Here is a 13,762-nt window from a genome sequence, read left to right as displayed (position 1 = left end):
TATTTGCTTCGTCATCTGTTTGATAGAGAGAGAAAAGCAGGGCGGAAGTAAATCGCAAGTTACTTTAGAATTCGTTGCAAGCTTTGGAAGGAGGGATCCATAATGGCTGATAAACAAGCCCACGAAACCGAAACTGAATTAACCTTTGAACAGGTGAGAGATAAGCTCACTGAAACGGGTAAAAAACGGGGCGTTTTAACATACGAAGAAATTGCAGAGCGTATGTCTAGCTTTGAAATTGAATCAGACCAAATGGATGAATACTATGAATACTTAGGCGAACAGGGTGTAGAGCTCATTAGTGAAAACGAAGAGACAGAAGACCCAAATGTTCAGCAGCTGGCTAAAGCAGAAGAAGAATTTGACCTGAATGATTTAAGCGTACCACCAGGTGTCAAAATCAATGATCCTGTTCGTATGTACTTAAAAGAAATCGGACGCGTCAATTTGTTATCTGCTAAAGAAGAAATTACGTATGCTCAAAAGATCGAAGAGGGCGATGAGGAATCAAAAAGAAGATTAGCGGAAGCGAACCTTCGTCTCGTGGTCAGCATTGCGAAACGCTATGTCGGTCGTGGTATGCTGTTCCTTGACTTGATTCAAGAAGGAAACATGGGTCTGATGAAGGCGGTTGAGAAGTTTGATTACCGCAAAGGATATAAATTCTCAACATATGCGACTTGGTGGATTAGACAGGCGATCACACGTGCGATTGCCGATCAGGCGAGAACAATCCGGATCCCGGTTCATATGGTGGAAACGATTAATAAATTGATCCGTGTTCAAAGACAGCTTCTGCAAGACCTAGGCAGAGAACCAACGCCTGAGGAAATTGCTGAAGACATGGATTTAACTCCAGAAAAGGTAAGAGAGATTCTTAAAATTGCGCAAGAGCCTGTATCTTTAGAAACACCTATTGGTGAAGAAGATGACTCGCACCTTGGTGATTTTATCGAAGACCAAGAGGCGACATCTCCATCTGACCACGCTGCGTACGAACTTTTAAAAGAGCAGCTTGAAGATGTTTTAGACACGCTGACGGACCGTGAAGAAAATGTGCTAAGACTACGTTTCGGACTAGACGACGGAAGAACTCGCACGTTAGAAGAGGTTGGAAAGGTGTTCGGCGTAACAAGAGAGCGTATCAGACAAATTGAAGCGAAAGCTCTTCGTAAATTAAGACACCCAAGCAGAAGTAAACGATTAAAAGACTTCTTAGAATAGAAACCGGACGGATCTTGAAAGAGATCCGTTCTTTCTTATCAAAAATGAAAACGCTTTTTTCAATCTGATTATATTTTACTGAATAACAAATGAATTTGCAACGTTCTTAGAGAAAAGATGTATAAAAAATACATCTAAATGTGCTGAAGGCTTCATTTCTCATCTTGAATCATTTTTGTCTAATCTGTGAACTTGACCAAAGTTTTGTATCATAATTCGTTTACTTTTTGTAAAATTAAAGTAGAATTAGAATTGTTTGCATAGTCTCAAAGGGGTTTTCACAAAGGGGAGGATGAAAGAAATGAAACGGAATCCACTTATACCATTTTTATTGATTGCCATTTTAGGTATTGGACTCACTTTTTTCTTATCAATGAAGGGGCTGAAAGATGAAGAAAAAATTGCCTCAGGGGGCAAAGAGCAAAAGCAAGAAGAGACAGCAAATGCAACGCCAGAAGAATTGTATAAGCAGAACTGCATAAGCTGTCACGGGGAAAACTATGAAGGCGGCGCAGGTCCTGCATTAAAAGGTGTTGGAGACAAGCTTGAAGTAGCTGACATTAAGAAGAAAATTCAAGAAGGCGGCAACGGGATGCCAGGCGGGCTGATTCCAAATGAAAAGCTCGATGAAATGGCAGAATGGGTGTCTAAAATTAAATAATCTTATACAAAAAGCTCTTTTTCAAAAGAAGAGCTTTTTTCATTTGAAAACGACTTTTAAAAAGTCCATAATTTATATAAGATAGACAAGTATGAACATTAAAGAAAAGTAGTGATACGTATGAATGAAATGAATTTATCGAAACGATTAAAAAAAGTCGCGGACTTTTTACCAGATGAGGCAGTCTTCGCTGATATCGGCTCAGACCATGCCTATTTGCCATGCTATGCGATTCTGCATCAAAAAGCAGTGAAAGCCATTGCTGGTGAAATTACCAATGGACCGCTCCAATCGGCGCAGCAGCAAGTACATAGACTTGAATTAGATGAACAGATATCGGTCAGAAAAGGAAATGGTCTTGAAGTCATTGAAAAAGGCGAAGTAAATGCAGTGACGATTGCAGGTATGGGAGGGGCACTTATCGCAAGCATTCTAAATGAAGGAAGGCATAAGCTCGCAGGCCATGAGCGGCTCATTCTTCAGCCGAATATCCATGCCCACCATATTCGTTTATGGCTTTATCAAGAGGGGTATGAATTGATAGATGAAGTCATTTTAGAAGAGGACGGCAAAATATACGAAATCATCATCGCAGAAAAAGGCGATAAAGATAAAGCTTATGAAGGGATGTTACTTGAAGCAGGCATGCTGGTTGGCCCGTTTCTTGCAAAAGAGCAAAATGACGTCTTCCTTCGCAAGTGGATGCAAGAGCTTCAGCATATGGAGAAGATAGAAAGTCAAATTCAGCAGGCGGCGCGGACAGCAGAAAATAAAGAACGCCTTGAAGAGCTGAATGCGAAAATAAAGATGCTAAAGGAGGTTTTGACTGTTGGCTAAAACAGTAAACGGGCATGAAATCATCCAATTGTTTGAACAATTTTCACCAAAGGCATACGCCATGGAAGGGGATAAAATTGGTCTTCAGATTGGGACATTAAATAAAAAAGTAACCAATGTGATGATCACCTTGGATGTATTAGAGAATGTAGTAGATGAGGCGATCGAGCGAAAAGTGGATCTTATTATTGCCCACCATCCGCCGATTTTTCGACCATTAAAACATGTAGCAACGGATCAGCCGGCTGGACGGATCATTGAAAAATGCATCAAACATGATATTGCGGTATATGTGGCACATACGAATTTAGACGTAGCTGATGGGGGAGTCAATGACTTGCTTGCTGAGGCTTTAGAGCTGGAAGAAACAAGTGTGTTAGTGCCGACATACGAAGATCCAATCAAACAGCTTGCTCTCTATGTCCCAGAGGAATTTGAAGAGGCCATCCGGACAGCTTTAGGAAATGCGGGCGCCGGCCATATCGGCAACTACAGCCATTGTGCGTTTTCAAATGAAGGGACAGGCAGCTTTCTGCCATCAGAAGAAGCTGAGCCGTTTATTGGTGAATCGGGTCAATTAGAATTTGTGAAAGAAGTGCGGATTGAAACCATTTTCCCAGCAAGTATAGAAAAACAAGTGATTCGTGAAATGATCAAAGCACATCCTTATGAAGAAGTCGCCTATAGTGTACACACGACAGACCTTCCTCCTATTCAAAAAGGTCTTGGCCGTATTGGAGAGCTAAATGAGCCAATGACACTGAGAGATTTCACACAATTTGTGAAAACGAAGCTAGATGTGAATGGTGCTCGTTTTGTAGGAGACCAAAACGCTGTTGTGAAAAAAGTGGCGGTGCTTGGCGGAGACGGAAATAAATATATCCATCAAGCGAAAAGAATGGGTGCCGATGTGTATGTGACAGGAGACCTTTATTTCCATGTTGCGCACGATGCCATGATGCTGGGGCTGAACGTTGTGGACCCAGGACATTATGCTGAAAAGATTATGAAAGAGGGCGTAAAGGCGAAGCTTCAATCGCTATGTGCGGATAAAAAATATGACGTACAGCTCTTTGTTTCTGAATCAAACACAAACCCATTTCAATTTATGTAATCAAAAAACGTCAGAGCATATCCGCTCTGACGTTTTCTTATTTCTTTGTTTTGACGCGAGGTAAAATTTTAGAAAGAGGAACGGTTCGTTCAATCTTCCAAGTTGTTTCATCATCTGGTTCATAGTTTTCTAAGAAACGAATGACTTCCTTTGTAATAGGTGTTGGTGTTGAAGCACCAGCAGTAACGGCAACGGTTTTGACGCCCTCCAGCCACTCCAGCTTGAGTTCACTTAAGTCGCCAATACGGTAAGCCTGCGTTCCGGCAATCTCCATTGATACTTGTGCGAGACGGTTAGAGTTATTACTTTTTGGATCGCCGACAACAATGGTTAAATCGGCTTGGCCAGCTTGCTGCGATACCGCTTCCTGGCGCACCTGTGTCGCAAGACAAATTTCTTGATGATACTCGACGTGAGGGTATTTCTCTTTAATCAGCTCCATCAGATCGTGGACATCCCATTGAGACATCGTCGTTTGGTTCGTGATGAGCAGTTTTTCTGATGTTAAATCGAGCGCCTCAATGTCAGCTTCTGTTTCGACAAGGTGTACGTTGTCAGGGGCTACTCCGACAGCTCCTTCTGGCTCAGGATGACCCTTTTTCCCAATATAAATAATGTCATAGCCATCGGCTGTTTTCTCTGAAATGAGTTCGTGAGTTTTCGTTACATCTGGACAGGTCGCATCAATGGCGACAAGGCCTTTTTCTTCTGCGATTTGACGAACCTCAGGAGAAACGCCGTGAGCTGTGAAAATGACTGTGCCACTTTCAACCTGCTTTAAAATGTCTAAGCGGTTTGGTCCGTCCAGTGTGAAAATACCATCTTCCTCGAAGGCATCAGTGACATGTTTGTTGTGCACAATCATGCCTAATATATAAATTGGGCGTGGCAAGTTTTTATCAAGTGCGGCATTTTTAGCAATGACCATTGCATCCACAACGCCATAGCAATAGCCACGCGGCGATATTTTAATTACATTCATTTATTCGTCCTCCTGTAGGGAAGTGCTGCTAGAGAAGAACAATATAAAAAGCCGTAAAAAACGGCTTTTTATCATTCTCTTGCTTCCATTATAGCCAAAGTAAGCGTATATATCAAAGATTGTTATACGCAGTGAACACTTCGCCGTTAAAAGACCACTAGACATATAGTTTTGGAACAGAGCTGCCAGATCTTTTTTTCGGTTTTGCTTCAGGAGCAGGTGATGTGTGAGGTGTTGTTTTTTTGACCAGGATGTCTTCTGGTTCTTCATTTTTTTCTATTTCGTCAGTTTGTGCTTCTTCCTCGTGCACTTCTGTTTCCGCGCTGGTCTCCGTTGATTCTGCATCAGCATCATTTGCACTTTCTTCATCATCATCCGCACTGCCAAGCTGGCTGTAGAGTTTAATCATCGCCGGCAAATTTCTTACTAAAGGACCGTATTGCTGAATCATTGGCGTAAATTGCTGCGCCATCCCGAGCACTTTTTGAACATTTCCTAACATGCTTGAGAGGGTCGCAGGATTTGTGAAGCTCTGGATTCCTTGTAATCCCGCCCCACCTCCAGAGACTCCTGCTCCTCCTGCGCCAGGAAGAAATTTAGAGAGCATGCCTTTAATTCCTGCTCCGCCGCCTAGTGCACGGCTCTCACCTCCTGGAACGGGTAAACCGCCTCCCTCTACAGACGGGGAGCGAGGCATCATTTGCTGAAATGGATTGCCCTGCCCTTGAAAAGGCTGCTGGATAGGAGGATGCTGCCCTCTTTGAAATATTCCGGGCTGTCCGCCATTTCCAAGGTGCCGGCGTGAGGGACGGCGCGGCTGAAAATCGCCCATAGGCCTTTGCCCTAACATACTTGTACCTCCCTTACTGCATTCTCTTTCTCTTCATAGGTTATGCAAGGAAGCACCAATTGGTTTCCTGTAGGAAAAGCGGACATGGTTTTTTTACTGAAAATCAGCTATAATGAGGAGATGAGCAAAAAGGCATTGCCTTAAGGAGTGAAAACATGAAAGAAACGAAATTTACGACATATGAATTAAAGCCTTTTATTATAGATGCTATTCATGAACTAGGCTTTTATGAGCCGACTGATATTCAAAAAAGAATCATCCCTGCTGTTTTAAAAGGAGAAAGCGTGATCGGCCAGTCACAAACCGGAACAGGAAAAACTCATGCGTACTTACTGCCGCTGATTCATTCAATTGATCCAAGCAAAGAGCAGGTACAAGTGGTGATTACTGCACCTACAAGAGAATTAGCCAATCAAATTTTCAAAGAAGCTCAAACGATTTTAAAGAATGCTTCTCCAGAAGAAGAGATCAAAGCAAAGCTTTACATTGGCGGAACGGACAAGCAGAAATCAATTCAAAAACTAAAAAACCAGCCGCATTTGGTTGTCGGTACACCTGGACGTATTGCTGACCTCATTCATGAGCAGGCGCTGAATGTTTACAAAGCGACATCTCTTGTTATTGATGAAGCTGATTTAATGCTGGATATGGGATTTTTAGAAGATGTGGACCGTATTGGTGCACAAATGCCAGAACAGCTGCAAATGCTTGTGTTCTCTGCAACCATCCCAGAAAAACTAAAGCCTTTCCTGAAAAAATATATGGACAATCCAAAGTATGCGCATGTTGAACCAAGACGGATTACAGCTGAAAACATTCAGCATATTTTAGTTCCGTCTAAACAGCGTGATAAATTAAAATTGCTCCATGAAATGGTGACGAATGTACAGCCATATTTAGGGATCATTTTTGCCAATACAAAAACAACTGTTGATGAAATCGCATCGTTCCTACAAGAAAAAGGAATGAAAATCGGTGTGCTCCATGGCGGATTGACGCCGCGCGAACGTAAAAAAGTCATGAAACAAATTGAAGATTTGGAGTTCACTTATATTGTGGCATCTGATCTTGCAGCTCGCGGGATTGACATTAAAGGCGTCAGCCACGTGATTAACTATGAACTTCCATCTGATCTTGATTTTTATGTGCACCGCGTTGGAAGAACAGCTCGTGCGGGTTCATCTGGAATTGCCATGACCATTTATGAGCTGGCTGATGAGGATGCACTCATTCAAATTGAGAAAATGGGCGTTGTGTTTGAAAACAAAACCATTGTTCATGGCGAATGGCGAGATGCAGATGACCGTCTGAAGCGTCAAAGACGTAAAAAAGCCCCAAATGAAATTGAAGAAAAAGCAAAACGTCTTGTGAGAAAACCGAAAGCCGTCAAACCTGGATATAAAAAGAAAATGACACGTGAGATGGATAAAATCAAAAGACAGGAACGTAGAAAGTCAAAGCGTAATGGAAAGTAGGGGGAAACATTGTTAAAGATTGGTTCACATGTATCCATGAGCGGAAAACATATGCTTCTTGCAGCGAGTGAGGAAGCTGCCTCTTATGGTTCGAATACGTTTATGATTTATACAGGTGCACCGCAAAATACGCGCCGTAAAAAAATTGAAGACCTCAATATTGAAGCTGGACAAGCGCATATGAAAGAGCATGGCATGACGGATATCGTCGTGCATGCTCCGTATATTATCAATATTGGAAATACAGTGAATCCAGCGACATTTGAGCTTGGTGTAGACTTTCTTCGCTCTGAGATTGAGCGTACGGAAGCGCTGGGAGCAAGACAAATTGTTCTCCACCCGGGTGCGCATGTCGGAGCAGGGGCAGAGGCAGGGATTCAAAAAATCATTGAAGGTTTAAACGAAGTCATTGTGAAAGGTCAAGAGGTTCAAATTGCACTTGAAACAATGGCGGGAAAAGGATCAGAGTGCGGAAGAAGCTTTGAAGAGCTTGCCCAAATTATCGACGGAGTGACACATAACGAAGCTCTTTCTGTCTGCTTTGATACGTGTCACACGCACGATGCTGGTTATCCGATTGTGAGTGACTTTGATGGTGTATTAGAAGAATTTGATCGAATTGTTGGTATTGACCGAATCAAAGTTCTTCATATTAATGACAGTAAAAACGTGCAAGGCGCAAGAAAAGACCGACATGAAAATATCGGTTTTGGTGAAATTGGTTTCGATGCACTGAGCTATATTGTGCATCATCCGCAGCTTCAAGATGTGCCGAAAATTCTAGAAACGCCTTATGTAGGTGAAGATAAAAAGAACAAAAAACCACCTTACAAATTCGAAATTGCCATGCTGAAAGAAAAGCAATTTGATGAAGGCTTACTAGATAAAATTACGGGTCAGTAAAAAAGGATGCAACATGTTGAGGTGCCGCTAAATGCGGCCCTTTTTTGCTTAACTTGTAAACTGGTTAAACAAATCATTCACAGTTTGTGCTGTCTGTTTAGAAGTAATTGCTTCCACTTGCTTAAGAAGCCGGTGACGCTCTGAGTCATTAAAAATATTGATATTTTTCCCGTTCATGAGTTTGGCCACCTCAGCAGCTTGATGAGACGTTAAACTAACGCCATACTGTTTCGCATACCTTAACAGATCACTTGCTGTGATCTGATTGAGCCGCTGCAGGACAATTTTTTGAATTAAAATCAATTCCATTCCTCCCCTCTGTAACAATGTATGGACGAAAACGGAAAATGTGCAAAAAATTTTATTTTATTCTCTGAAATGATAAAATAGTAAAGTGGATAAAATGTTCAGTGAAAATTTAATTTGTGTAGAAGGGAGAACGTATGGCAAATAGTAAACAGCATAGAAAGGAATCGGTGCCTCATTTTATTTTGAGAATTTTTCTGATTCTAGTAGGAGCTGCATGTGCAGCAGTCAGCATTGAATTATTTTTAGTGCCAAACAATATTATTGATGGGGGCATCATCGGCATTTCGCTTATTTTGGATTATCTCTTTACAGATAACCCGTTTATTAATTTTGCGACGATTGTTGTCATTTTAAATATTCCATTTATGATATCAGGATACAAACATATTGGGAAAACCTTTCTGATTTCCACTGTGATTGGGATTGTCAGCTTAGCCGTGATTGAATCTTCACTTCATCATGTGGAGGCATTTACAACACAGCCGATCTTAGCCACTGTATTTGGCGGGCTATTACTTGGGTTTGGTGTTGGACTTGTCATCCGAAATGGAGGTTCAATGGATGGAACAGAGATCTTGGGAATTCTTCTGACGAAAAAAATTCCTTTCTCCGTCGGTGAGTTTGTCATGATCGTCAATGTGTTCATTTTTATTTGGGCGGGCTTTGTTTTCGGACCAGAGCAGGCTATGTATTCTGTCATGACATATTATTTGGCAATGAAAACAATTGATGCTGTCATTCAAGGGCTTGATGAAACAAAAGCTGTCATTATCGTCTCAGACTATTATGATGAAATTTCAGATGCGATTCTTCATCGACTCGGCAGGGGAACGACAAAGCTGAGAGGAAAAGGCGGCTATACAGATGAAGAAAAAGATGTCATCTACGCCGTTGTCACAAGGCTTGAAATTACAAAGCTGAAATCCATTGTATTTGAAATTGATGACCAAGCATTTATTACGATTATGGATACGCATGAAACAAAAGGCGGTAAGTTCAAAACAGCCATTCATTAGCTTTTATTTTACTTTTTTATCTTTCTTTTATATAATGAAATGTATGTATGGACAGAGAAAATGGCAAAAGCCATTTTCTTTTTGTTGTATAAATCGTAATCATTCTTTTTATATTGATTAAAGGTGGAAAGATTCATGGCAAAGCCAATTATTGAAATGAAGGACATTTCGTACTCGTATGGACAGCGAAATGTCATTGATCACATTCATTTAACAGTAGAGGAAGGAAACTTTCTAGCACTTGTTGGACCGAATGGTTCTGGTAAAACAACCTTATTAAAATGCCTGCTTGGGCTCATTAAACCGCAGCAAGGTGAATTAAAGCTGTTTGGCACGCCTGTTTCAAAATTTAGAGACTGGGATCAAATTGGATTTGTTTCTCAAAAAGCGAATAGCTTTAATACAGGTTTCCCTGCTTCTGTATATGAGGTCGTCGCAAGCGGACTGACCGCAAAAATTGGTTTGTTTAAACGAATGAGCAAACAGGATAAATGGCAAGTGGAAGATGCCATTCGCTCAGTTGGCATACAAGATTTAAAGCATCAAAACATCGGTGAGCTTTCTGGCGGGCAGCAGCAGCGTGCATTTATTGCCCGTGCGCTTGTCAGTCAGCCGAAGCTGCTCATTTTGGATGAGCCTACGGTTGGGGTTGACCAGAGGACAGTAGAAGGCTTTTATCAGCTGCTCGAAACATTGAACAAAGAAAAAGGAATGTCTTTAATTCTCGTCACACACGACGTTGGCACCGTTTCCGATAAAGTCACCCATGTGGCTTGTTTAAATCAGACACTGCATTTCCACGGGGATGCAGAAGCGTTTGATTCAATGGATGATCAGGCGCTATCCCAATTTTACGGGCATGACATTCAAGTGATTCATCACGACCATCACCATCATGGGGGACATGAATAATGCTATTTCCATTTTTTCATTATGAATTTTTACAAAATGCGTTTATCTCAGGGTTACTGATTGGTTTTATTGCGCCCTTACTTGGTGTATTTATTGTCGTAAGAAGGCTCTCGCTTATTGCAGATGCCCTCAGTCACGTATCACTTGCCGGTATTGCCGCAAGTCTATTTCTTGATAAAAAGTTTGGTCTTTTGACAGGGGTAAGCCCGCTCTACTTAGGGATGGCTTTTTCTGTGGCAGGTTCATTGTTTATTGAACGCCTCCGTTCCGTGTATAAACATTATCAGGAACTTGCCATTCCCATCATCTTATCAGGGGGTATTGGGATCTCCGTTATCTTCATTTCACTAGCGAATGGCTTTAATACAGATTTGTTTAGTTATTTATTCGGAAGTGTCAGCGCGGTTTCAAGACTTGATCTTTGGATTATTGTGGGGATCTCACTCGTTGTTGTGTTAGTTGTTGTGCTTTTATATAAAGAATTGTTTCTGCTTTCTTTTGATGAAGAGCATGCAAAGGCTTCTGGTATTTCAGCAAAATGGATTCATTTTATTTTTATCTTAGTCGTTGCACTTGTCATTGCGGCATCGATGCGTATCGTCGGTACACTGCTTGTGTCAGCGCTCATGACGCTTCCTGTTGCGGCAAGTATCCGCATTGCCAAAGGATTCAAACAGGCGATTTTCCTTTCGATCTTGTTTGGTGAATTGTCTGTATTGGCCGGATTGATTTTAAGCTATTATCTTGATTTAGCGCCAGGCGGAACCATTGTGATGCTGTCGATCTTGATTTTAATCGGATGTATTAGTATTGGGAAATTCAGAAGGGGGAATCAACATGAACGTACAAGAAGCGCTTGATTTATTAAAGGAAAAAGGCTACAAATATACAAGCAAACGTGAAGATATGCTTCAATTGTTTTCTGATTCTGATAAATACTTGACCGCTAAAAATGTGCTGACGGCACTAAGTGAAGATTACCCGGGTCTCAGCTTTGATACGATTTATCGAAACTTGTCACTATATGAAGACCTTGGAATATTAGAAACAACAGAATTGTCAGGGGAGAAACTATTCCGTTTTAAATGTTCATTTTCCCATCATCACCATCACTTTATTTGTCTTACATGCGGAAAAACAAAAGAGATCGATGCCTGCCCTATGGACAAGCTCGACGCCGATTTAAAGGATTATCATATTAGCGGGCATAAATTTGAAATATATGGAACTTGTCCTACCTGCGAACCGAAAGAAGTTCACTCATGAAAAAGCCAGCCATGGAGCTGGCTTTTTTGTTTTGTCTTTTGAAAACGTTTTACAAAGGGAGGCTGTTTCATTAAAATGAGATCAAGGTACTACATTTTTGAAGTAAAGGGAGGGTTAAAAGTGGCTTATTACGTTGTATTTGATGTAGGCGGGACGAAAACGAAACATGGATTAATGGATCAGGATGGGGAGCTTGTCACAAGCGGTGACTATGAGACGAACTGCCGGCAGCTTGAACCGTTTTTAGAAGCCATGGCGGATGTGGTCAGGGAATATCAAAGGATGACGGATGTCAGCGGTATCGCCATCAGTCTTCCAGGCTTTGTGGACAGTGAATCAGGTTATACAGAATTTGCAGGCGCCATCATCGCCTTAAATGGTCAAAATGTAAAAACACTTTTAGAAGAGAAAACGTCTCTTCGTGTAGAAGTGGAAAATGACGCGAATTGTGCAGCTCTCGCAGAAAAATACAGCGGTCATGCGAAAGATTGTGACAGCTTTATTTGTATGACAATTGGCACGGGTGTCGGCGGGGGTATTTTTGCTAATGGTCAGCTTGTGCGCGGTGCATCCTTCCGCGGCGGTGAATTTGGCATGATGCTGACAGAGACGGAAAATGGCCAGTTTACAACTCTTAACAGCAGCGCTTCAACGGCTGGATTAATTCGGAGCTATAAAGAAAAGCAAGGAATTCCGCAAAGTACTCAAATAGACGGTCAAGAAATTTTTGAAAAGGCAAAGCATGATCCGGCCATTGAGAAGCTGGTGGATCAATGGTACAAGCAAATAGCCATTGGCGTTTACAATGTAGCGACTGTTCTTAACCCAGAGAAAATCCTCATCGGCGGAGGCGTAAGTGCAAGACCAGATTTATTACAAAACATTGAAAAACATTTACATACACTGCATGCGTGGAAGAACATTCAGGTGAAGCTGGAAACTTGCTACTACTTGAATCAGGCAGGCATGAAGGGGGCATTGTACCATTTTCTCATGAAAGAAGGGCAGCTTGCTCCATCAAACAAGCCGATACATTAAATGTATCGGCTTCAGCGTGTAGACAAATCTTCATGTTTGTTCCGCTTCGGTGCTCGCTCAGTTACATTAATAAGCAGTTTGCAGACGCTGCTCGTATTGTTTGATCCACTTAGATGCTTCCTGCCAGTTGTTTACGCGTATAATTCTGTCGTCGATTGGCATCTGGTTATAAGGGGAGTTGAAAAGTATTACCGGGATGTCAGCCTCTTTTGCAATCATTGTGGCATTGCCATGATGGTCTTCAAAAAACACATCAATTTTGTGCTTTTGAACGGCTTCCAGCTTATGATGACCGCCAACCAGCTCAATAGCATCATAGTGCACGTCATGTTCTTGAAACCACTTGTAGGTGATATCCGAATGCTGCTGCCTTCTTGCGGTAATATAAATCAGTCTGTGCTGCTGCTTCATTTCGTCGAGGATCTTTTTTGCGCCCTCAGCAGGCTTTGCCTGTTTATAAATAAGAGGCTCGTGCTGATCCATCCAGCCCCAAAATTCTTCATGAGAAATCTTTAAAAGCTTCGTCAAATCATACTCTGTCATATCATCTAGTGTCATGGCACATTGGAACGACTCATTTAAGTAGGGAACAAAGGTGTCCTGCGCCGTCACTGTACCATCAATATCAATTCCTAAACGTAACATGCCCACACTCCTCATTTTTATACTCTTAAAGTGTAACATAATCAATTCACAATTCCAGCAAGTTTTAGCAATCATGAAACAGACATTTTTGCTCATACTAAAAAAGCTCCTTTCTATTAACCAAAAGGGGGAATTGATCATGGAAAGAGACGAGGATTTCAGAAGAAATGATCGTGAAATCGACACACACTTTAGTAATGATGATGGCTATTTAGAGGAAACAGCTGCCGAAATTGCAGAGCCATATCAAGCTTCAAGAGATCAAGAAGATAGACGAGGACGTGACCAAGCAGGTGACGATTCAGGCAGTAAAGGGATAGGCTATACAGCACTCGCGATTGCGATTATCTCATTATTTGTCTTGCCGGTGCTATTAGGGGTAGCGGCAATCGTCGTTGGTTATATTGCACGAAGAAAAGGAGCACATGCGCTTGGCGCGTGGTCAATTGGGATCGGAATTGTTTCCGTCATCCTAGGTATATTTATCACCCCGTTCTTTTAACAAGAACGGAAAAACGCCTGACTATGAC

At 41.7% G+C, this 13,762-nt stretch carries 16 protein-coding genes; 12 read left to right on the top strand and 4 right to left on the bottom strand.

What is annotated here, in order from left to right; all coding sequences use genetic code 11:
• The first annotated feature begins 102 nt into the window (after nt 1-102).
• The 4 genes from rpoD to M1D81_RS11940 all read left to right on the top strand — a co-directional run bounded on the left by rpoD (nt 103) and on the right by M1D81_RS11940 (nt 3,836).
• On the top strand, nt 103-1,224 hold the full coding sequence (gene rpoD / locus M1D81_RS11955; protein WP_008342392.1) for an RNA polymerase sigma factor RpoD: 1,122 nt from the start codon (nt 103-105) through the stop codon (nt 1,222-1,224).
• Nucleotides 1,225-1,525: 301 nt separating this feature from the next.
• Nucleotides 1,526-1,885, top strand: a complete 360-nt coding sequence (gene cccA, locus M1D81_RS11950; protein ID WP_024423014.1) for a cytochrome c550 — start codon at nt 1,526-1,528, stop codon at nt 1,883-1,885.
• A 120-nt stretch (nt 1,886-2,005) separates the two neighbouring features.
• Entirely contained in the window at nt 2,006-2,722 is a 717-nt protein-coding gene (locus M1D81_RS11945; RefSeq protein WP_456266793.1) for a tRNA (adenine(22)-N(1))-methyltransferase, read from the top strand.
• On the top strand, nt 2,715-3,836 hold the full coding sequence (locus M1D81_RS11940) for a Nif3-like dinuclear metal center hexameric protein (RefSeq protein ID WP_172881351.1): 1,122 nt from the start codon (nt 2,715-2,717) through the stop codon (nt 3,834-3,836). The genes M1D81_RS11945 and M1D81_RS11940 overlap by 8 nt, the downstream gene beginning before the upstream one ends.
• Before the next feature lie 37 nt (nt 3,837-3,873).
• On the opposite strand, the gene M1D81_RS11935 is transcribed toward M1D81_RS11940, so the two are convergent.
• Nucleotides 3,874-4,818, bottom strand: coding sequence for a 4-hydroxy-3-methylbut-2-enyl diphosphate reductase (locus M1D81_RS11935; RefSeq protein ID WP_456266794.1), 945 nt, complete (start codon nt 4,816-4,818; stop codon nt 3,874-3,876).
• 157 nt (nt 4,819-4,975) lie between these two features.
• Nucleotides 4,976-5,668, bottom strand: coding sequence for a VrrA/YqfQ family protein (gene vrrA / locus M1D81_RS11930; RefSeq protein ID WP_456266795.1), 693 nt, complete (start codon nt 5,666-5,668; stop codon nt 4,976-4,978).
• Between the two features lie 155 nt (nt 5,669-5,823).
• Here vrrA and M1D81_RS11925 point away from each other — a divergent pair, with 155 nt between their 5' ends.
• On the top strand, nt 5,824-7,143 hold the full coding sequence (locus tag M1D81_RS11925) for a DEAD/DEAH box helicase (protein ID WP_024423009.1): 1,320 nt from the start codon (nt 5,824-5,826) through the stop codon (nt 7,141-7,143).
• A gap of 9 nt (nt 7,144-7,152) precedes the next feature.
• Complete coding sequence (locus tag M1D81_RS11920) at nt 7,153-8,046, top strand: deoxyribonuclease IV (RefSeq protein ID WP_024427965.1); 894 nt, start codon at nt 7,153-7,155, stop codon at nt 8,044-8,046.
• A 48-nt stretch (nt 8,047-8,094) separates the two neighbouring features.
• Here M1D81_RS11920 and M1D81_RS11915 read toward each other — a convergent pair whose 3' ends face one another.
• Entirely contained in the window at nt 8,095-8,349 is a 255-nt protein-coding gene (locus tag M1D81_RS11915; protein ID WP_456266796.1) for a DUF2624 domain-containing protein, read from the bottom strand.
• A gap of 140 nt (nt 8,350-8,489) precedes the next feature.
• On the opposite strand from M1D81_RS11915, the gene M1D81_RS11910 reads away from it, so the two are divergent.
• The 5 genes from M1D81_RS11910 to M1D81_RS11890 all read left to right on the top strand — a co-directional run bounded on the left by M1D81_RS11910 (nt 8,490) and on the right by M1D81_RS11890 (nt 12,587).
• A complete protein-coding gene (locus M1D81_RS11910; RefSeq protein ID WP_024427967.1) occupies nt 8,490-9,371 on the top strand; it encodes a YitT family protein in 882 nt (293 codons plus the stop codon).
• 135 nt (nt 9,372-9,506) lie between these two features.
• The gene (locus M1D81_RS11905) at nt 9,507-10,283 is read left to right on the top strand and encodes a metal ABC transporter ATP-binding protein (protein WP_024423006.1); all 777 of its coding nucleotides are present in this window, start codon (nt 9,507-9,509) and stop codon (nt 10,281-10,283) included.
• On the top strand, nt 10,283-11,143 hold the full coding sequence (locus M1D81_RS11900; RefSeq protein ID WP_263905425.1) for a metal ABC transporter permease: 861 nt from the start codon (nt 10,283-10,285) through the stop codon (nt 11,141-11,143). The genes M1D81_RS11905 and M1D81_RS11900 overlap by 1 nt, the downstream gene beginning before the upstream one ends.
• A complete protein-coding gene (locus tag M1D81_RS11895; RefSeq protein WP_456266797.1) occupies nt 11,121-11,549 on the top strand; it encodes a Fur family transcriptional regulator in 429 nt (142 codons plus the stop codon). Before M1D81_RS11900 ends, M1D81_RS11895 begins: the two co-directional genes overlap by 23 nt.
• A gap of 120 nt (nt 11,550-11,669) precedes the next feature.
• The gene (locus M1D81_RS11890) at nt 11,670-12,587 is read left to right on the top strand and encodes an ROK family protein (protein ID WP_456266798.1); all 918 of its coding nucleotides are present in this window, start codon (nt 11,670-11,672) and stop codon (nt 12,585-12,587) included.
• Between the two features lie 66 nt (nt 12,588-12,653).
• On the opposite strand, the gene M1D81_RS11885 is transcribed toward M1D81_RS11890, so the two are convergent.
• Nucleotides 12,654-13,232, bottom strand: a complete 579-nt coding sequence (locus tag M1D81_RS11885) for a 5' nucleotidase, NT5C type (RefSeq protein WP_456266799.1) — start codon at nt 13,230-13,232, stop codon at nt 12,654-12,656.
• 139 nt (nt 13,233-13,371) lie between these two features.
• Here M1D81_RS11885 and M1D81_RS11880 point away from each other — a divergent pair, with 139 nt between their 5' ends.
• Nucleotides 13,372-13,734: a cell division protein CrgA gene (locus M1D81_RS11880; protein ID WP_456266800.1), complete on the top strand. Its 363-nt coding sequence runs from the start codon at nt 13,372-13,374 to the stop codon at nt 13,732-13,734.
• Nucleotides 13,735-13,762 lie beyond the last annotated feature (28 nt).

Source organism: Bacillus sp. JZ105 (assembly GCF_053903125.1).
This window is presented reverse-complemented; position numbering and strand designations above follow the sequence as displayed.

What these genes read in the sequence shown, in the direction of transcription:
- rpoD (WP_008342392.1), top strand. Translation starts at nt 103, where the DNA reads ATGGCTGATAAACAAGCCCACGAAACCGAAACTGAATTAACCTTTGAA.
- cccA (WP_024423014.1), top strand. Translation starts at nt 1,526, where the DNA reads ATGAAACGGAATCCACTTATACCATTTTTATTGATTGCCATTTTAGGT.
- M1D81_RS11945 (WP_456266793.1), top strand. Translation starts at nt 2,006, where the DNA reads ATGAATGAAATGAATTTATCGAAACGATTAAAAAAAGTCGCGGACTTT.
- M1D81_RS11935 (WP_456266794.1), bottom strand. Translation starts at nt 4,818, where the DNA reads ATGAATGTAATTAAAATATCGCCGCGTGGCTATTGCTATGGCGTTGTG.
- vrrA (WP_456266795.1), bottom strand. Translation starts at nt 5,668, where the DNA reads ATGTTAGGGCAAAGGCCTATGGGCGATTTTCAGCCGCGCCGTCCCTCA.
- M1D81_RS11925 (WP_024423009.1), top strand. Translation starts at nt 5,824, where the DNA reads ATGAAAGAAACGAAATTTACGACATATGAATTAAAGCCTTTTATTATA.
- M1D81_RS11910 (WP_024427967.1), top strand. Translation starts at nt 8,490, where the DNA reads ATGGCAAATAGTAAACAGCATAGAAAGGAATCGGTGCCTCATTTTATT.
- M1D81_RS11905 (WP_024423006.1), top strand. Translation starts at nt 9,507, where the DNA reads ATGGCAAAGCCAATTATTGAAATGAAGGACATTTCGTACTCGTATGGA.
- M1D81_RS11900 (WP_263905425.1), top strand. Translation starts at nt 10,283, where the DNA reads ATGCTATTTCCATTTTTTCATTATGAATTTTTACAAAATGCGTTTATC.
- M1D81_RS11895 (WP_456266797.1), top strand. Translation starts at nt 11,121, where the DNA reads ATGAACGTACAAGAAGCGCTTGATTTATTAAAGGAAAAAGGCTACAAA.
- M1D81_RS11885 (WP_456266799.1), bottom strand. Translation starts at nt 13,232, where the DNA reads ATGTTACGTTTAGGAATTGATATTGATGGTACAGTGACGGCGCAGGAC.
- M1D81_RS11880 (WP_456266800.1), top strand. Translation starts at nt 13,372, where the DNA reads ATGGAAAGAGACGAGGATTTCAGAAGAAATGATCGTGAAATCGACACA.